The organism is Isoptericola variabilis 225, assembly GCF_000215105.1.
GTDB classification, from domain to species: Bacteria; Actinomycetota; Actinomycetes; order Actinomycetales; family Cellulomonadaceae; genus Isoptericola; species Isoptericola variabilis_A.
Map to the genome: position 1 here is coordinate 1,757,289 of NC_015588.1, position 17,481 is coordinate 1,774,769.

The following is a 17,481-nucleotide window of genomic DNA, read 5'->3' on the forward strand; positions in this document are numbered from 1 at the left end:
CTCAGCTGTTCGTCTCTTGCCAGGCGCGCAGCTCGGCGACGTTGCGCTGGTGCTCCTCGAAGGTCTCGGCGAACTTCGTCTCGCCCGTCTCGAGGTTGACCGCGGTCCAGAACAGCCACTCGCCGTCGGCCGGGTTCACGACCGCCTCGACGGACGCGGCACCCGGGTTCGCGATCGGCCCCGGCGGCAGGCCCGCGTGCTGGTACGTGTTGTACGGGTTGCTCGCGTCGCGCGTGTGGTCACGGGTCAGCTCGGTTCCCGAGATGCCCAGGCCGTAGGCGACGGCGGCGTCGATCTCCAGGCGCTGCCCGCGCTCGAGCCGGTTCTCGATCGCGCGCGCCATCATCGGGCGGTCCGGTGCGTACTTCGCCTCCCGCTCCACGAGCGAGGCCTTGATCAGGACCTCCTGCCAGCGGTCCTCCGGCACGCCCAGGGTGGTGAGCTCGTTCCGGGTCTGCTCGACCATGGCCGAGAGGAGCGTGGTCGCGTCGTCGTTCGGCTGGACCGTGTACGTCTTCGGGAACAGCCAGCCCTCGGCGTTGCCCCCCGCCGCCTCGGGCAGGCCGATCGACGCGGGGTCGGCGAGCGCGGCGTCGAGCTGGTCGCGCGGGATCGTCGTCACGGACGAGACGCGGTCGAGCACCTGAGCGACGGTGAAGCCCTCGGGGATGGTGACCGTCGTCTGCACCTTCTCGCCCGAGACGAGGCGTGAGACGGCGTCGGACGCCTTCATCTCGAGCTGGAGCTCGTAGCTGCCGGGCTGGATGCTCGCGGCGGCAGGGTTGGCGGAGAAGGCCTGGGTGAACGCCTCGACGCTCGCGACGACGCCGGCCTCGTGGAGCACGTCGCCCATCTGCGCGCCCGTGGCGCCCTCGGGGATCTCGACCATGACGGGGTCGCCGCCCGGGCCCGGGTAGTCCTCCGCCTGCTCGGCGGCGAACAGGTTGGTGAAGCCGCGCAGCCCGTCGCTGACCCTGTCGAAGATCACGTACCCCGCGATGCCGAGGATGCCGAGCAGGACCACCACGACGACGGCGGTGCGCTGCAGCCGGCGACGACGCCGCTTCGCGGCGGCCCGACGGCTCGCCGACGAGCGCGCCCGCGACGACGGGACAGGCTGCTGGGCGATGGGGGGATCGAAGAGGTCCGTCACTCGGGATCTTCCTTGTGCGAGGGGCCGTTGCCGGGGTGCTGCGGGTCGCTGCTCACACGTCGACGTGCTCGCCGGCGCGTGTGCCCGCCGCCCGCTCCACGTCGAGTGCAGATTGCAGAATGATAACGGCTGCTGCCTGGTCGACGACGGCGCGGTGCGTCTTGGTGCGTCGTCCGGCGGACCGCAGCTGCGCGTGCGCGGTCACGGTGGACATGCGCTCGTCGACGAGCCGGACCTCGACGGGCGCGACCGCGGCGGCCAGCCGACCTGCGAAGTCGCGCGCGTCCGCGGTCGCGGCGCCCTCCGCGCCGGACAGGTGCCGCGGGAGCCCGACGTAGACGACGGCCGCGAACCGCTCCTCGACCTCCGCGGCGATCCGCGCGACGTCGGACGTCACCGCGGGGGTGCCGTCCGCCGACCGCGGCACCTCGAGCACGCGGGGCACGGTCTCCACGGGCGTGGCGACGATCCCGTCCGGGTCGCTCGCCGCCAGCCCGATGCGGACCTTGCCGACGTCGACGCCGAGGCGGGCTCCCCGCGGGAGGCCCTGCGAGGGCCCACCCCCGGCGTCGTGGTGGGCCGACAGGCTCACGCGCCCGTCAGGGCGCTGCGGACGCCCTCCTGGACGCCGTCCAGCGCGGCCGGGAGCGCGGCGGCGTCCGAGCCGCCGCCCTGCGCGAGGTCCGGCTTGCCGCCGCCCCCGCCGCCGAGCACGCCCGCCGCGGCCCTGACGAAGTCGCCCGCGCGCAGGCCCTTGTCGCGGGCGCCCGCGTTCGTCGCCACGACGATCAGCGGGCGTCCGCCCGCGACGCCGCCGACGGCGACGACCACCGGCTCCGCCTCGCCGAGACGCCCGCGCACGTCGAGCGCGAGGGCGCGCAGGTCGTCCGCGGAGGCGACCTCGCCGGCGTCGTGCGTCACGACGCGGACGTCGCCGACGCGCGGCGCGTTCGCGGCGAGCGAGCCGGCCGCGGCGAGCAGCTGGCGCTGGCGCAGCGCGGCGAGCTCCTTCTCGGTCTCCTTGAGGCGCGCTATCAGCGAGCCGACACGGTCGGCGAGCTCGTCCGGGCGCGCGTTGAGCATGCCGGTGAGCTGGCCGACGAGCGCGTGCTCCTTGGCGTGGAAGCCGTAGGCGCCGTCGCCGACGAGCGCGTCGACGCGGCGCACGCCCGAGCCGATGGACGACTCGCCGAGCAGCGCGACGCGGCCGATCTCGCCGGTGGCCTTGACGTGCGTGCCGCCGCAGAGCTCGCGCGACCAGTCCCCGCCGATCGACACGACGCGCACGACGTCCCCGTACTTCTCGCCGAACAGCGCCATCGCGCCCAGCGCGCGCGCCTCGGCGATCGGCATCGTCGCGTCGGTGACCTCGAGGTTCTCGGTGAGCCGCGTGTTGACGCGCTCCTCGATCTCCGTCAGCGCCGACGACGGCACGGCCGACGGCGAGCGGAAGTCGAACCGGACGCGGCTCGGGGCGTTCTCCGAGCCCGCCTGGGTCCGGTCGGGCCCGACCATCTCGTGCAGCGCCTTGTGGATCATGTGCGTCGCCGAGTGGGCGCGGCTGATCGCGACCCGGCGGCCCACGTCGATGCGTGCGGTGCCCGGGTCCCCGAGCGCCACCGTGCCCTCGACCAGGCGGCCGCGGTGGACCGACAGCCCGGCCACCGGCCGCTGGACGTCGTCGACCTCGATCGTGGCGCCGCCGTCGAGCACGATGGTGCCCTGGTCGGCGAGCTGGCCGCCGGCCTCGGCGTAGAACGGGGTGCGGTCGAGCACGACCTCGACGTCGGCCGGGGCGGTCGCGGCCGGCGCCGGGACGCCGTCGACGAGCAGGCCGGCGACCTGGACGGCGGCCTCGGTGTCGGTGTACCCGAGGAACTCGACCGGCGAGCGCAGCTCCTTGGACAGCGTCTCGTAGGCGCGCAGGTCGGCGTGCCCGGTCTTCTTGGCGAGCGCGTCGGCGCGGGCACGCTGCTTCTGCTCCGCCATGAGCTCGCGGAACGCCTTCTCGTCGACCTGGACGCCCTGCTCGGCGGCCATCTCGAGCGTGAGGTCGATCGGGAAGCCGTAGGTGTCGTGCAGCTGGAACGCCTCGGCGCCCGAGAGCGTGGGCGTGCGGCCGTCGGCGGCGGACTTCGCCTTGCTCACGGCCGTGTCGAGGATCGTGGTGCCCTGCGCGAGCGTGCGCCGGAACGCCTCCTCCTCGGCGTAGGCGACGTCGCTGATGCGGCCGAACTCGGCCTCGAGCTCGGGGTACGAGGCCTTCATCGCGTCCTTCGAGACCGGCAGCAGCGACGGCAGCGCGACCTCGTCGACGCCGAGCAGGCGCACGGCCCGCACCGCGCGGCGCAGCAGGCGGCGCAGCACGTAGCCGCGGCCCTCGTTCGACGGGCGCACGCCGTCGCCGATGACCATGAGCGACGAGCGCACGTGGTCGGCGACGACGCGCATGCGCACGTCGTCCTCCGGGTCGGCGCCGTAGCGCTTGCCCGACAGCTCCTCGACGGTCGAGATGACGGGGAAGACCTCGTCGATCTCGTACATGTTCTCCTTGCCCTGGAGCAGGAACGCGATGCGCTCCAGGCCGGCACCGGTGTCGATGCTCTTGTGCTCGAGCTCGCCGAGCAGCGGGTAGTCCTTGCCCTGGCCCTCGCCGCGCACGAACTCGTCGAAGACGAGGTTCCAGACCTCGAGGTAGCGGTCGCCACCCGGGTCCACGGTGCCGCCCTCGGCCTCGGGGCCGTACGCGGGACCGCGGTCGTAGTGCCACTCGGCGCACGGGCCGGCCGGGCCGGGCTGGCCCGTGTCCCAGAAGTTCTCCTCGCGCGGCAGGCGCACGACGTGCTTCGGGTCGATGCCCACGCCCTTGGTCAGGGCCTCGTACGCCTCGGCGTCCTTCTCCCAGATCGTCACCCACAGGCGGTCGCCGTCGAAGCCGTAGCCGCCCTTCGACTGCTCCGTCGTCAGCAGCTCCCACGCGAAGTCGATGGCCTCGCGCTTGAAGTAGTCGCCGAACGAGAAGTTGCCGTTCATCTGGAAGAACGTGCCGTGGCGCGTGGTGCGGCCGACGTTCTCGATGTCGTTGGTCCGGATGCACTTCTGCACGCTCGCGACACGCGGCCACGGCGCCTGCTCGGTGCCCAGGATGTACGGGATGAACGGCACCATGCCGGCGATGGTGAACAGGATCGACGGGTCGGGCGAGACCAGGGGGACGCTCGGCACGAGCTCGTGCCCCTTCGACTCGAAGTAGTCGAGCCAACGCTGGCGGATCTCGGCGGTACGCATGGTGTCCTTCGTGGTGTGTGCTGGGTGGCGGGCGGGCCGCAGGCGGTCCTCGGCCCATTGTCCCGCCTGCCGGGAGGTGGTCGGGACGGGGTGTCTCAGAACGAGTAGCCGAGCTCGGCCTCGTCGGCCGCGATCTCGGCCTCGACGTCGCGCGGCACCGACGCGTGGCGGCCGACGGCGGACCGCCCCGGGCGGACGGTGGACGCGCGCAGCCCGCTCGCGCGCACGTCGTCGGGGTCGGGCTGGCCCTCGGCGAGCAGCGCCGCGGTGAGCTCGGCCTCGCGCCGGGCGCGCGCCGTCGTGAACTCGCTGCGGAAGGCGCCCACGAAGGTCTCGGCGCGGTGCCCGAGGTCCTGCGCCGTGCGCTCGGCGCGGTCGACGACCGCCTCGGGCGCGTACTGCGCGACGAGACGCTTGCCGCGGCGGATGACGACGACCGTGATCGTCACGCCGACGCCGACCCAGAACAGGCGGCGCATCACCGGCGACCCTCCTCGCGAGCGGTGCGCGACGCACCCGCGAACGCCTGGCGGACCGCGTAGGAGAACGCCGCGACCTTGACCAGCGGACGGCCCAGCGTCGCGGCGTACAGCCCGGCGAGCGCGGACACGTTCTCGCTCACCTGCGCGGCCGACGTCGTGATCGTGTCGACCTTGACGAGCTGCTCGTTGGCGGACGCGACGGTCGTGGCCGCCTCGTCGAGGATCGTCACCGAGTGCTCCGTGACCTCGCGGACGCTGCGCGAGAGCTCGTCGAGCACCCGCCCGAGCTTGACGAGCGGCACCGCGAGCACGCCCACGAGCAGCACGAACGCGACGGCGGCGATGAGGCCTGCCACGTCACCTGCGGTCATCAGATCTCTCCTCGCTCGGGTGAACTGCTCCGGTGGAGCACGACGTCGGTCACCCTATATCCCGGGACGGCGGACGCCCCGCCCCCCGCGCGAGCGGGTGACGGGGCGTCCGAGGTCGTGCGTCGCGGCGAGCCGCGGTGCGTCAGCGAGCGTAGAACTCGACGACGAGCTGCACGTCGCAGGTCACGGGGACCTCGGCGCGCTTCGGCTTGCGCGCCAGCGTCGCGGTGAGCTTCTCGAGCTGGACGTCCAGGTAGCCCGGGACGGCCGGCAGGACGTCGCGGTGCGCGCCGGCGGCGGCGACCTGGAACGGCGTCGTGGCCTGCGACTTGGGCTTGACCTGGATGGTCTGGCCCGGCTTCACGCGGAACGACGGGCGGTCGACGATCTTGCCGTCGACGAGGATGTGGCGGTGCGTCACGGCCTGGCGCGCCTGCAGGATGGTGCGGGCGAAACCGGCGCGCAGCACGAGCGCGTCGAGGCGGGTCTCGAGGTCCTCGACCATGACCTCACCGGTCAGGCCCGGGTGCTTGCGGGCGTTCTCGTAGACCTTGACGAGCTGCTTCTCGCGCAGCGCGTACTGGGCGCGCAGACGCTGCTTCTCGCGCAGGCGGACCGCGTAGTCCGACTCGGTGCGGCGGCGGGCGCGGCCGTGCTCACCGGGCGGGTACGGGCGCTTCTCGAAGTGCTTGACGGCCTTGGGCGTGAGCGCGAGGCCGAGGGCGCGGCTCAGGCGGACCTGGCGGCGCGAACGGGTCACAGAGGTCACTGTGCTTCCTGTCCTGTCGTGATGGATGAGGTCACACCCGGGACGAGCCGGGTGCGGGACCAGCCGAAGGAGCACCTCGCGGTGCTCACGGGGCCGAGGTCCCAGGCGGTCGCCGGAAAGGCAACCGGACCATCCTAGCCCATCCCGCCGGGGCCCCTCTCCCTCCCCTCGAGGTAGCGATCCGTCGTCGAGGTAGCGACCTGTCGCACTCTCAGCCACCTCTGGAGACGTCTGGTCGCTATCTCGACGACGGATCGCTATCTCGCGCCGCGCAGCCGAGCACGGGCACGACGACGCGCCGCGTCCACCCGGCGCAGCAGCGCCTCGGGGTCGTCCAGGTCCGCCCAGGAGACACGGATGAGGATCCACCCCGCCTCGACGAGCGCGTCGTGGCGACGCTTCTCCTCGTACAGCACCTGCTCCAGCTGCGCCGGAGGCAGGCCCGCGTACTTGAGCCGACCGTCGAACTCGAAGCCCACCTGGAGGTCGGGCCACCCGAGGTCGACCCACCGCTCCCCCGCCCACGTCTCCACCGGGATGGCGGCGTCCGGGTACGGAAGCCCTGCGGAGAGGAGCATCCACCTCAGTCGGGCCTCACCCGGCGACTCGACGCGACCGTCGGCGACGTCGAGCACCCGTCGGGCGGACCGCACCCCGCGTCTGCCCGTGGACTCCTTGAGGATCGCCGCCACGAGTGCGCCGTCGCACCCGATCCGCAGCGCCGACTCGACGACGACGATGGCCTGGTCGCCGGGCAGGGAGCGGGCGCAGTCGACGACCGTGCGCTCGAGCGTCGTGACCGGCACGTCGCCCAGCAAGGTGCGGTCCCGCTCGGGAAGGTCCGTCCAGTGCCGGCGGACCGGGCCGGCGCTCGCCCTGACGTCCGGCGGGTGCAGCTGCGTGATCTCGGCCGTCGCCCCCAGACGGTAGGTCCAGCAGCCCCACAGCAGCGCGGCGCTCGTGTGGCTCACCCACAGGTCCGTACGAAGGGACGACAAGGTCGCCGCCAGGTTGACGAGGTGCTCGCGCTCCCGCCGCACCGCGACCGACGCCGCCGGCAGCTGTCCGGCCGACTCGACGTAGATCCCGTGCCGGATCTTCCGGAGCTTTCCGCGTCGGTGACGCGCACCCACCTCGGCTTCTCGGTCGCGGCTCGACCGGATCACCTGCGGCAACGTGCGTCCCTGCGGGACGTCGCCACCTGGACGGCCGGGCGGGTGGTTCGTCTCCATGGCGCCAGGCTGCACGGGGCAGGAGTCACCCCGTGCCGCACGCGCCCCCGCTCTGTGGACGACGGGTGCGTGTGGACGGTGTCTGATCCGCACCGCGCCGAGGTAGCGACCGATCGACATCGGCACGCCCTGTCGTGGTGCCCCGTCGCTACGTCGGCGACGGATCGCTATCTCGCGGGGGTGGCAGAAACGTCAGCGGTCGAGGATCTCGCGGATGCGCTCCAATCGGTCGGCGACATGGCGCTCGTAGCCGCGGTCGCTGGGCGTGTAGTACCGCCGCCCGACGAGCTCGTCGGGCAGGTACTGCTGCGCGGCGATCGCGTGCGGCTCGTCGTGCGAGTAGACGTACCCCTTGCCGTGCCCGATCTTCTCCGCGCCCGCGTAGTGCGCGTCGCGCAGGTGCGCGGGCACGACGCCGATGCGCCCGGCGCGCACGTCCTCCATCGCCGCGTTGATGCCGGCGTAGGCGCGGTTGGACTTGGGCGCCGTCGCGAGGTGGACGACGGCCTCGGCGAGCACGATCCGCCCCTCGGGCATGCCGATGAGCTGGACGGCCTGCGCGGCGGCCACGGCGGTCTGCAGCGCGGAAGGATCGGCCATGCCGACGTCCTCGGCGGCCGAGATCACGAGCCGGCGCGCGATGAACCGCGGGTCCTCCCCCGCGGCGACCATCCGCGCGAGGTAGTGGAGCGCCGCGTCGACGTCCGAGCCGCGGATCGACTTGATGAACGCGGAGATCACGTCGTAGTGCTGGTCGCCGTCGCGGTCGTACCGCACGGCGGCGACGTCGACCGCGCGCTCGACGGTCGCGAGGTCGACCGTCACCGGCGTGCCGGACGTCGGGTCGGCGGTCGCCGCGCCGTCCGCGAGCGCCGCGCCGGCCGCGGCCTCGAGGATGGTGAGCGCCTTGCGGGCGTCGCCGCCGGCCATGCGCACGAGCTGGTCCTCGGCGTCGGCGTCGAGCGCGACGGCGTCGCCGAGCCCGCGCTCGTCGCTCACCGCGCGTCGTACGAGAGCGCGCACGTCGTCGGACGTGAGCGGCTTGAGCGTGAGCAGGAGCGAGCGGCTGAGGAGCGGCGAGTTGACGGAGAACGACGGGTTCTCGGTCGTCGCGGCGACGAGCGTGACCCACCGGTTCTCGACGCTGGGCAGCAGGGCGTCCTGCTGGGTCTTGGAGAAGCGGTGCACCTCGTCGATGAACAGCACGGTCTCCTCGCCGCCGGTCGCGAGGCGGCGCCGGGCGTCCTCGACGACCTGGCGGACCTCCTTGACGCCCGCGGTGACGGCGGAGAGCTCGACGAACCGGCGTCCGGAGACGGTCGCGACGAGGTAGGCGAGCGTGGTCTTGCCGACGCCCGGCGGGCCCCAGAGGATGACGGAGCCGGGGGCGGCGCGGCGGGCGGCCTCGTCCGCGGGCTCGACGAGGCGGCGCAGGGGCGAGCCGGGCACCAGCAGGTGCGCCTGGCCGGCGACCTCGTCGAGGGAGGCGGGCCGCATGCGGACCGCGAGGGGCGCGCCCGGCCCGGTGCGCGTGGTCACCGGCGTCCCGTGCTCACCGGTGGTCACGGCATCGAACAGATCCATGCGGCCCAGCCTACGGACGCCCGCCGACAGCCCTCAGGGGCGCCAGCTCTCGAACTCCTGGGCGACCTCGTACCCGAGGCGGCGGTAGAGCCGGCGCGCGGTGTCGTTGTCGGCGTACATGCCGAGGGTGACCATGGGTGCCTCGGCGAGGCCCTCGCGGGTCGCGACGGCGGTGACCGCGGCGGCGATCCCGCGTCCGCGCCAGGCGGGGTCGGTGCCGACCGACCCGAGCACCCAGGGCTGGCCGGGCACCCGCCGCGAGGCGCCGACGACGCCGCGCAGCACGCCGTCGTGGTCGCGCCAGCCGAACCAGCGCGAGCGCGGCTCGTCGACGGGCAGCTCGCCGTGCGGGTGCGCGACGGCGAGGCACTCGGCCACCTCGGCGCGCCCGTCCTCGCCCGCGAGCTCGACGACGCGGTCCTCGCCGGGCTGCGCCGGCGGTTCCGCCGTCGTCCCGAGCCAGTCCCAGGCGCCGGACGGCGGCCGGTCGAACGGCGCCGGGGCGTCGACGCCGCGTGCTGCGGCGAGCGCCGCGAGCGCCCGGTGCGTCCCGCGCGGCACCGACGTGCGCGTCACGGGGCCGAGCGCGCGCCCGTCGGCCCGCAGCTGCGCGTCGGCGTCGAGGACGAGCCGTGCGGCGGCGTCGGGCTCCCCGACGGCGAGCAGGCTGACGCCCGCGTCGTCGTGCTCGACGGCGAACGGCACGTCGGGCGCCTCGCCGTCGGTCCGCGCGCGCCAGCGCAGCCGGGCGAGCAGCGCGTCGTCGTCGAACCACACGTGCGTGGCGTCCCACCCGCGGCGGACGTTCTCCGCGACGACGACGGGGTGGGTCGCCCAGCGGGCCGGGAGGTCGACGCCCGCGAGCGCGATCCTCCCGGCTTCGAGCTGGAGGCTCACTCCCCTGCGGCGGCCGCCGTGACGGCCTCGGGGACGACGTCGACGCCGGCCTCCTTGCGCTGCTCCGGGGTGATCGGCGCGGGCGCGTCGGTGAGCGGGTCGTAGCCGCCGCCGGACTTGGGGAACGCGATGACGTCGCGGATGGACGGCGACTTCGTCAGCAGCGCGACGATGCGGTCCCAGCCGAACGCGATGCCGCCGTGCGGCGGGGCGCCGTACTTGAACGCGTCGAGCAGGAAGCCGAACTTCTCCTGCGCCTCGGCCGGGCCGATGCCCATGACCTGGAAGACGCGCTCCTGGACGTCGCGGCGGTGGATACGGATCGACCCGCCGCCGATCTCGTTGCCGTTGCAGACGATGTCGTAGGCGTACGCCAGCGCGTTGCCCGGGTCCTCCTCGAAGCGGTCGACCCACTCTGGGTGCGGCGAGGTGAAGGCGTGGTGCACGGCCGTCCAGGCGGAGTGGCCGACCGCGACGTCGTCGTCCTCGCCCGTGGGCTTGAACAGCGGGGCGTCGACGACCCACACGAACGACCAGGCGTCCGGGTCGATCTGCCCGGTACGGTGCGCGATCTCGAGGCGGGCGGCGCCGAGCAGCGACCGGGCCTCCGACGTCTTGCCCGCGGCGAAGAACACCGCGTCGCCCGGCTGCGCGCCGGTCGCGGCGGCGAGGCCCTCGCGCTCGGCGTCGGACAGGTTCTTGGCGACGGGGCCGCCGAGGCTGCCGTCCTCGCCGAACGTCACGTACGCCAGGCCGCGGGCGCCGCGCTGCTTGGCCCACTCCTGCCAGGCGTCGAACTGGCGGCGCGGCTGCGAGGCACCGCCGGGCATGACGACGGCGCCGACGTACTCCGACTGGAACACCCGGAACGGGGTGTCCTTGAAGTACTCGGTCAGCTCGACGAGCGGGTTGCCGAAGCGCAGGTCGGGCTTGTCCGTGCCGTACAGGCGCATGGCGTCGGCGTAGGTGATGCGCTCGATCGGGGTGGGGACCTGGACGTCGACCAGCTTCCAGATCTCGGTGAGCAGCTCCTCGGTGAGGGCGATGACGTCGTCCTGGTCGACGAAACTCATCTCGACGTCGAGCTGCGTGAACTCGGGCTGGCGGTCGGCGCGGAAGTCCTCGTCGCGGTAGCAGCGCGCGATCTGGTAGTAGCGCTCGAGGCCGCCGACCATGAGGAGCTGCTTGAACAGCTGCGGCGACTGCGGCAGCGCGTACCAGGAGCCGGGCGCGAGGCGGGCCGGCACGAGGAAGTCGCGGGCGCCCTCGGGCGTCGACCGGGTCAGGGTGGGCGTCTCCACCTCGACGAAGTCGTGGCCGTCCAGGACGCGACGTGCCGCGGCGTTGACCTTGGCGCGCAGGCGCAGCGCGTGCGCCTGCTGCGGGCGGCGGATGTCGAGGTAGCGGTGCTTGAGGCGCGCCTCCTCGCCGACGGTCTCCGTGTCCGCGATCGCGGTCGAGACCTGGAACGGCAGCGGCGCGGACTCGTTGAGCACGACGACGTCGCGAGCGATGACCTCGATCTCGCCCGTGGCGAGGTTCGGGTTGGCGTTGCCCTCGGGGCGGCGCGAGACCTCGCCGGTCACCTGGAGCACGAACTCGGCGCGCAGCGGGTGGGCGACCGACTCGTCGCGGATGACGACCTGGGCGATGCCGGAGGCGTCCCGCAGGTCGATGAAGGCCACTCCTCCGTGATCCCGGCGGCGATCGACCCACCCCGTGAGGGTGACGGTCTGGCCGATGTGCTCGGCCCGCAGTGAGCCGGCCGTGTGGGTGCGGAGCACGGAGGGGTCCTTTCGAACGTGTCGGGATGTCGACGTCGGGCGGTGCGCCGACGGCGCGGACGCGCCCGGCGCCTGTGCGAGTCTAGTGCGTGCAGCCCACCCGACCGCGAGGAGATTGCGATGGCCCGGCAGATCGCCACGAACACGACCGTCGACCGTGACGAGCTGCTGGACTTCCTGCGCTCGCGCCGCAACGGCGTGCTCGTGACGACGCGCACGGACGGCTGCCCGCAGCTGAGCCCGGTGACGTACGGGGTCGACGGCGAGGGTCGCGTGGTGATCTCGACGTACCCCGAGCGCGCCAAGGTCCGCAACCTTCGCCGGCGTCCGCAGGCGTCGTTCGTCTCTCTCGGAGACGACTTCGGCGACGCCTGGGTCCAGGTCGACGGCACCGCGGAGGTGCTCGACGTCCCCGAGTCGGTCGAGCCCCTCGTCGAGTACTACCGGGCCGCGGCGGGCAAGGAGCACCCCGACTGGGACGAGTACCGCCAGGCCATGGTGGACCAGGGCAAGTCGATCGTCCGGATCACGATCGAGCGCTGGGGCCCCGTCGCGACCGGCGGCTTCCCCGCTCGGCTGGTCGAGGAGGACTGACCGCGGTGGCGGCGGCCGCCGACATCGCTCGCACGTACGCCGGCTTCGCCGCCTGGGCGACGTCGGGCGGGTCGCCGTGCTACGCCGCCTGGGCGCGCGGGGTCGCTGCCGACGCCGAGGTGCTCGCCTGGCTCGCCGCGCTGCCGCGGGACAAGCAGCACCCGACGCTCGTGTTCGCCGCCGCCCGCCTCCACGGCGTGCCGGCGCCCGGACCGTACGCCGGGCTGCGCGACGCGCTGCTGGCCGACGACGGCACGATCCGTGCGACCGTCCTGACGCACGTGACGCAGACCAACGAGGTGGGCCGGCTCGCCACCCTGGTCCCGGCGTTCGCGGGCCTCGGCGCCGACCGCCCGCTCGCCCTGGTCGAAGCGGGTGCGAGTGCCGGCCTGTGCCTCTACCCCGACCGGTGGGGCTACGCGTGGTCGACGCCCGACGGCGTGGTCGCCGTCGGGCCCGAGCCGCGCCTGGCGTGCACGGTCACCGGCGCCGCCCCGCTCCCGGCGGCGCCTCCCGACGTCGCGTGGCGTGCCGGGGTCGACCTGCGCCCGCTCGACGTGCGAGACGACGACGCGGTGGCGTGGCTGGAGCGCCTCGTGTGGCCGGAGAACGACGACCGGCGCGCTCAGCTCCGCCGCGCCGTGGAGCTGGCGCGGGCGGAGCCGCCCCCGGTCGTCGAGGGCGACCTGCTGGTGGAGGTCCCCCGGCTCGTCGAGGAGGCGGCCGCCCACGGCGAGGTGGTGGTCGTCCACACGGCCGTGATCATGTACCTGAGCGCGCACGACCGGCAGCGCTTCGACGCGATGATGCGCACGCTCGTGGCCGACGGCGCCTGCCGCTGGGTGGGCATCGAGCTCCCCGACGTCCTGCCGTCGCTGCTCGACGGCGCACCACCCCTGCCCGAGGAGCCGACGATGGTGCTCGGGGTCGACGGCGACGCCGTGGCGTGGGCGCACCAGCACGGGCGCTCGCTCGCCTGGTTCTGACCGTCGTAGGACGCAACTTCTTCGTGAACGCGACCGGCATGCTCCTGCTGTGCGTGTTCGTGCTGTGGTTCTCGTTCGTCCGGTGAGCCGTCGTGCGGCCCGCGAGAGCACGGGTCAGAACAGCACCTGCTCGACGCCGGCGCCCGCCACCTCCAGGCCGCTGCCGTCCACCGGCATGCCCGCGACCGCGCCGCCACCGTCCGCGGACCTCGCCATGGATCCGGACGGGTAGTCACCCTCGTGGTGCGGGCGCAGCTCGTCGTCGTACCGGCCAGTCACGCCCGAGCGCGCCCGATGACCGGACGAGCCGAAGCCGCGCTCGTGCAGCAGCGGCTGCACCCGCTCCCACAGCCAGGTGCGGTAGGCCTTCAGCGCGTACGTGCCGCGCGCGTACACGCGCCCGTACCCGTCGACGAGCTCGGGGTGCTCGCGCTCGAGCCACTGCAGGTACCACTCGCGCGTGCCGGGCTTGAGGTGGAGCGGGATGACGGTCACGCCCGTCGCGCCCGCCTCCGCGATCGCGTCGAGAAGCCGCCGGAGGTGGTCGCGCGAGTCCGTGAGCCAAGGCAGCACCGGAGCGACCATGACGCCGCACGGCAGACCGGCGTCGCGCACGGCGCGCACGAGGTCGAGGCGGGCCTGCGGCGTCGGGGTGCCCGGCTCGACCGACTGCTGCAGCTCCTTGTCGACGAAGGCCAGGGAGACTCCGAGCCCGACCTGGACCTTCTGCGCCGCCTCGGCGATGAGCGGCAGGTCGCGGCGCAGGAGCGTGCCCTTGGTGAGGATCGAGAACGGCGTGCCGGAGTCCGCGAGCGCCGTGATGATCCCCGGCATGAGCGTGTAGCGCCCCTCGGCACGCTGGTACGGGTCGGTGTTCGTGCCGAGTGCGACCGGCTCGCGCTGCCACGACTTCTTGGCCAGCTCGGCGCGCAGCACCTCGTCGACGTTGATCTTGACGACGACCTCGGAGTCGAAGTCCTTGCCCGCGTCGAGGTCGAGGTACTCGTGGGTGGGCCGGGCGAAGCAGTTGTGGCTGACGACGCCGGCGGCGACGAAGTCTCCCGTGCCGGTCGTGATGTCGACCAGGTCGCGCAGCCGCGGACCGAGCGACGTCACGCTCACGACGGTGAGCCCTCCGGCTGCGTCCACCCGGCCGGCCACCGGAGAGACCGTTCCGTCGGCCTGACGCCCCGGCCCGAGGAGCCGCACCCCCTCGGTCAGCACGCGCTCCCCGTCGGGCGCTGCGGCGACGTAGCGCCAGCCGTCCTCGGCGAGGAAGCGGTGGTCCCCCGAGGCCACGAGCTCGGTGCCGTCGCTCAGGGTCACGCGGTAGGCGGGCTTGCGCGTCTCCCACCTGTCGACGACGGCGGTCACGACGTAGCGCCGCTCGCCGCCGACCACCTCGGTGCCCATCACCTCGTCACCCGGCACCAGCTTTCCGATGGCGCGCCACGTCCCGTCGCCCATCAGCACGGGCGTCTCGGGCCCCACGCAGTACCGACATGCATGGCTGCAGCCGCGGTACGGGTTGATCGTCCACCGGAACGGCATGCGCGAGGCGGCGGGCACCTTGGACAGCGCGCTCTTGGCCAGCACCTCGTGGAACGTGATGCCGGCGAACTCGGGCGTGCGCACGCTGCGCACCAGGCCCGCGCGGGCCAGGCCCGCCAGCTCGAGGCCCGGCAGTGCGCCGTCGTCGGCGGTGATCGACTGCCCGTCCCATCTCACCCACCCATTCGAACATGCGTTCTAATGGGTGGTCAAGCGCGGGACCGGTGAGCCGGGCGCCCTCCCGCCGGTCCACATGTCATGGCCCGGCGGACCGCCGCCGGGCACCGACACCAGGAGGCACCCATGGTCACCGTGCACCGCGCGTTCAGCGGATTCTCCGTCGACGACCTCGACGCCGCCGAGCGCTTCTACCGCGACACGCTCGGGCTCGCGGTGAACCGCTCGCCGATGGGGCTCGAGCTCGACGTCACCGGCGTGCAGCTCGAGCGCTACCCCGGCATGCCGCAGGACGACGACGGGATCGTGCGCAGCACCGACCCGTCGCGCGGCCCGACGATCGCCTGGTTCCGCGACCCCGCGCGCAACGTGCTCGCGCTCATCGAGGTCTGAGCGTCACTCCCCCGGCACGACGCGCGGCCACAGGTCCTCCGCGGGCGGCTCCCACGTCGCGGCGTCGGCGTCGACCTGCTCGCCCGAGCGGATGTCCTTGACCTGGTCCGCGCCGCGCACGCCGTCCTCGCCGGTGGTGCCGGGGAACCACACGAAGGGGATGCCGCGCCGGTCGGCGTACCTGATCTGCTTGCCGAACTTCGCGGCGGTCGGGGCGACGTCGGCCGGGATGCCGCGCGCCCGCAGCGCGGTGGCGACCGCGTCCGAGGCCTCGCGCGTCTCCTCGTCGGTCACCGCGACGAGCACCGCGGCGGGCACGCCGCGCGTCGCGCGCACGAGGCCCGCGGACAGCAGCCGCGACACGAGACGCGAGACGCCGATCGACAGCCCCACGCCCGGGTAGGTGTTCTTGCCGTCCGAAGCGAGGGTGTCGTAGCGGCCGCCCGAGCAGATGGAGCCCAGCTGCTCGTGGCCGACGAGCACCGTCTCGTAGACCGAGCCGGTGTAGTAGTCGAGGCCGCGCGCGATCTTCAGGTCGGCGACGACGACGCCGGGCGCGCGGCGCGCCGCCGCCTCGACCAGCGCGCGCAGCTCGGCGAGCCCGGTCTCCAGCAGGTCCGTGACCGCGTCGTACGACGCCGCGAGCGCACGCACCTGCTCCACGACGGACGCGTCCGTGCCCGAGATCGCGGCCAGCTCGAGGCATGCCTTGGCCTGCTCGGGCGTCGCGCCCTGCTCGGCGACGAGCAGCTCGGCGACGGCGTCGGGCCCGATCTTGTCGAGCTTGTCGACCTGGCGCAGCACGCCCTCGACGTCGCCGAGTCCGAGCCCGCGGTAGAAGCCCTCGGCGACCTTGCGGTTGTTGACGAGGATGCGCACCTCGGGCACGCCGATCTCGCGCAGCGCGCCGAGCGCCTCGGCCATGACGAGCGGCAGCTCGACCTCGTAGTGGTACGGCAGCTCGCCGGCGCCGACGACGTCGATGTCGGCCTGGACGAACTCGCGGAAGCGACCCTCCTGCGGGCGCTCGCCCCGCCAGACCTTCTGGATCTGGTAGCGCTTGAACGGGAACGCGAGCCGGCCGGCGTTCTCGAGGACGTACCGCGCGAACGGCACGGTGAGGTCGAAGTGCAGGCCGAGCTGCTTCTCGCCCTTGTCGTCCGAGGCGCTCTCGCCCTCCTCGGCCTGCAGGCGGCGCAGCACGTAGACCTCCTTGGAGGTCTCGCCCTTGCGCAGCAGCTGGTCGAGCGGCTCGACCGCCCGCGTCTCGATCCCCGCGAACCCGTGGAGCTCGAAGGTGCGGCGCAGCACCTCGAGGACGTGCTGCTCCACGACGCGACCGTCGGGGAGCCATTCGGGGAAGCCGGAGAGCGGGGTGGGGCGTGCCATGGGCACGATCTTCCCAGATCCGGCGGTCCCCCGACGACGGCGGTGCGCGCCTCCCGGTCAGCGGGCCGCGAGGAACGGGTTCGTGGCGAGCTCCTGGCCCACGGTGGTCGCCGGCCCGTGCCCGGGCACGACCGCGAGGGCCGGGTCGAGGCGTGCGACGACGTCGCGCAGAGTCGCCCGCATCGTCTCCGGGTCGCCGCCGGGCAGGTCCGTGCGCCCGACGGAGCCGGCGAAGAGCACGTCGCCCGCCAGGACGACGCCGGGCGGGTCGGCGTCGTCGAGGACGTAGAGCGTCGAGCCCTCGGTGTGACCCGGGGCGTGCACGGCGCGCAGGACGACGTCGCCTGCCGTCAGGGTGCGACCGTCGCCGTCGAAGGGCTCGACGCGGGACGGAGCGCGGTGGTCCTCGGCGCGCAGCCCGAGCCCGGCGAGGGCCTGCCGCAGGGCGCCGCTCACCCCGGGACCGCCGGCGCCGAGGCCGAGCGTGCCGAACGGGTCCGTGAGCCGGTAGGCGTCGGCGGCGTGCAGCCGCATCGGCACCCCGTACCGCTCGCAGAGGGCGGCGGCGTCCCACGTGTGGTCGACATGACCGTGCGTCGCGAGGACCGCGCGCACGCGCAGCCGCCGGTCGTCGACCACGCGGGCGACCCCGTCGGCGACCCCCGCCCCGGGGTCGACGACGACGCAGTCGCGCGTGCCGTCGTCGTGCCGCGGGCCCGCGACCACGACGCAGCAATTGGTGGCGAACACGGGCGCGACGACGACGTGGACCTCCATGACGGTCACGCTAGCGCCCGCCCCGGCCCTCCCCGGTCCGCGGGGCGCGAGGGG

The 17,481-nt window shown here is 73.8% G+C and carries 16 protein-coding genes; 3 read left to right on the top strand and 13 right to left on the bottom strand.

The genetic code is table 11. The features are described from left to right. Nucleotide 1 precedes the first annotated feature (1 nt). The 10 genes from mltG to aspS form a co-directional block, all read right to left on the bottom strand. On the bottom strand, nt 2–1,153 hold the full coding sequence (gene mltG / locus ISOVA_RS08180; protein ID WP_013838770.1) for an endolytic transglycosylase MltG: 1,152 nt from the start codon (nt 1,151–1,153) through the stop codon (nt 2–4). A 52-nt stretch (nt 1,154–1,205) separates the two neighbouring features. Continuing rightward, nucleotides 1,206–1,745 (bottom strand): Holliday junction resolvase RuvX, encoded by a 540-nt coding sequence (ruvX, locus tag ISOVA_RS08185; RefSeq protein WP_013838771.1) that lies wholly within the window; start codon nt 1,743–1,745, stop codon nt 1,206–1,208. Then, a complete protein-coding gene (gene alaS, locus ISOVA_RS08190; protein WP_013838772.1) occupies nt 1,742–4,441 on the bottom strand; it encodes an alanine--tRNA ligase in 2,700 nt (899 codons plus the stop codon). The genes ruvX and alaS overlap by 4 nt, the downstream gene beginning before the upstream one ends. Before the next feature lie 95 nt (nt 4,442–4,536). Then, nucleotides 4,537–4,920, bottom strand: a complete 384-nt coding sequence (locus tag ISOVA_RS08195) for a hypothetical protein (RefSeq protein WP_013838773.1) — start codon at nt 4,918–4,920, stop codon at nt 4,537–4,539. Further along, complete coding sequence (locus ISOVA_RS08200) at nt 4,920–5,294, bottom strand: DUF948 domain-containing protein (RefSeq protein WP_013838774.1); 375 nt, start codon at nt 5,292–5,294, stop codon at nt 4,920–4,922. Before ISOVA_RS08200 ends, ISOVA_RS08195 begins: the two co-directional genes overlap by 1 nt. Nucleotides 5,295–5,436: 142 nt before the next feature. Further along, a complete protein-coding gene (rpsD, locus tag ISOVA_RS08205; protein ID WP_013838775.1) occupies nt 5,437–6,063 on the bottom strand; it encodes a 30S ribosomal protein S4 in 627 nt (208 codons plus the stop codon). Nucleotides 6,064–6,320: 257 nt separating this feature from the next. Beyond that, nucleotides 6,321–7,295 carry a hypothetical protein gene (locus ISOVA_RS08210; protein WP_013838776.1) on the bottom strand — a complete coding sequence of 325 codons (975 nt, stop codon included), beginning with the start codon at nt 7,293–7,295 and terminating at the stop codon, nt 6,321–6,323. A 192-nt stretch (nt 7,296–7,487) separates the two neighbouring features. Beyond that, the gene (locus ISOVA_RS08215) at nt 7,488–8,879 is read right to left on the bottom strand and encodes a replication-associated recombination protein A (protein WP_013838777.1); all 1,392 of its coding nucleotides are present in this window, start codon (nt 8,877–8,879) and stop codon (nt 7,488–7,490) included. A gap of 33 nt (nt 8,880–8,912) precedes the next feature. Continuing rightward, nucleotides 8,913–9,776: a GNAT family N-acetyltransferase gene (locus tag ISOVA_RS08220; RefSeq protein WP_013838778.1), complete on the bottom strand. Its 864-nt coding sequence runs from the start codon at nt 9,774–9,776 to the stop codon at nt 8,913–8,915. Next, on the bottom strand, nt 9,773–11,560 hold the full coding sequence (gene aspS / locus ISOVA_RS08225) for an aspartate--tRNA ligase (protein WP_013838779.1): 1,788 nt from the start codon (nt 11,558–11,560) through the stop codon (nt 9,773–9,775). Before aspS ends, ISOVA_RS08220 begins: the two co-directional genes overlap by 4 nt. A gap of 120 nt (nt 11,561–11,680) precedes the next feature. On the opposite strand from aspS, the gene ISOVA_RS08230 reads away from it, so the two are divergent. Continuing rightward, nucleotides 11,681–12,154 (top strand): PPOX class F420-dependent oxidoreductase, encoded by a 474-nt coding sequence (locus tag ISOVA_RS08230; protein ID WP_013838780.1) that lies wholly within the window; start codon nt 11,681–11,683, stop codon nt 12,152–12,154. A gap of 5 nt (nt 12,155–12,159) precedes the next feature. After that, nucleotides 12,160–13,140, top strand: a complete 981-nt coding sequence (locus ISOVA_RS08235) for a DUF2332 domain-containing protein (RefSeq protein ID WP_013838781.1) — start codon at nt 12,160–12,162, stop codon at nt 13,138–13,140. Between the two features lie 114 nt (nt 13,141–13,254). On the opposite strand, the gene ISOVA_RS08240 is transcribed toward ISOVA_RS08235, so the two are convergent. After that, on the bottom strand, nt 13,255–14,868 hold the full coding sequence (locus ISOVA_RS08240; RefSeq protein ID WP_013838782.1) for an Rv2578c family radical SAM protein: 1,614 nt from the start codon (nt 14,866–14,868) through the stop codon (nt 13,255–13,257). 126 nt (nt 14,869–14,994) lie between these two features. Here ISOVA_RS08240 and ISOVA_RS08245 point away from each other — a divergent pair, with 126 nt between their 5' ends. Beyond that, nucleotides 14,995–15,261: a VOC family protein gene (locus ISOVA_RS08245; RefSeq protein ID WP_013838783.1), complete on the top strand. Its 267-nt coding sequence runs from the start codon at nt 14,995–14,997 to the stop codon at nt 15,259–15,261. A gap of 3 nt (nt 15,262–15,264) precedes the next feature. On the opposite strand, the gene hisS is transcribed toward ISOVA_RS08245, so the two are convergent. Both hisS and ISOVA_RS08255 read right to left on the bottom strand, forming a co-directional pair. Continuing rightward, nucleotides 15,265–16,650: a histidine--tRNA ligase gene (gene hisS, locus ISOVA_RS08250; RefSeq protein ID WP_013838784.1), complete on the bottom strand. Its 1,386-nt coding sequence runs from the start codon at nt 16,648–16,650 to the stop codon at nt 15,265–15,267. A gap of 57 nt (nt 16,651–16,707) precedes the next feature. Further along, nucleotides 16,708–17,427: an MBL fold metallo-hydrolase gene (locus ISOVA_RS08255; protein ID WP_013838785.1), complete on the bottom strand. Its 720-nt coding sequence runs from the start codon at nt 17,425–17,427 to the stop codon at nt 16,708–16,710. Nucleotides 17,428–17,481 lie beyond the last annotated feature (54 nt).

Excerpts from the sequence above, each read along its gene's own strand:
- ISOVA_RS08255 (WP_013838785.1), bottom strand. The coding sequence starts at position 17,427 with ATGGAGGTCCACGTCGTCGTCGCGCCCGTGTTCGCCACCAATTGCTGC.
- ISOVA_RS08215 (WP_013838777.1), bottom strand. The coding sequence starts at position 8,879 with ATGGATCTGTTCGATGCCGTGACCACCGGTGAGCACGGGACGCCGGTG.
- ISOVA_RS08245 (WP_013838783.1), top strand. The coding sequence starts at position 14,995 with ATGGTCACCGTGCACCGCGCGTTCAGCGGATTCTCCGTCGACGACCTC.
- ISOVA_RS08210 (WP_013838776.1), bottom strand. The coding sequence starts at position 7,295 with ATGGAGACGAACCACCCGCCCGGCCGTCCAGGTGGCGACGTCCCGCAG.
- hisS (WP_013838784.1), bottom strand. The coding sequence starts at position 16,650 with ATGGCACGCCCCACCCCGCTCTCCGGCTTCCCCGAATGGCTCCCCGAC.
- ISOVA_RS08200 (WP_013838774.1), bottom strand. The coding sequence starts at position 5,294 with ATGACCGCAGGTGACGTGGCAGGCCTCATCGCCGCCGTCGCGTTCGTG.
- ISOVA_RS08195 (WP_013838773.1), bottom strand. The coding sequence starts at position 4,920 with ATGCGCCGCCTGTTCTGGGTCGGCGTCGGCGTGACGATCACGGTCGTC.
- ISOVA_RS08230 (WP_013838780.1), top strand. The coding sequence starts at position 11,681 with ATGGCCCGGCAGATCGCCACGAACACGACCGTCGACCGTGACGAGCTG.
- alaS (WP_013838772.1), bottom strand. The coding sequence starts at position 4,441 with ATGCGTACCGCCGAGATCCGCCAGCGTTGGCTCGACTACTTCGAGTCG.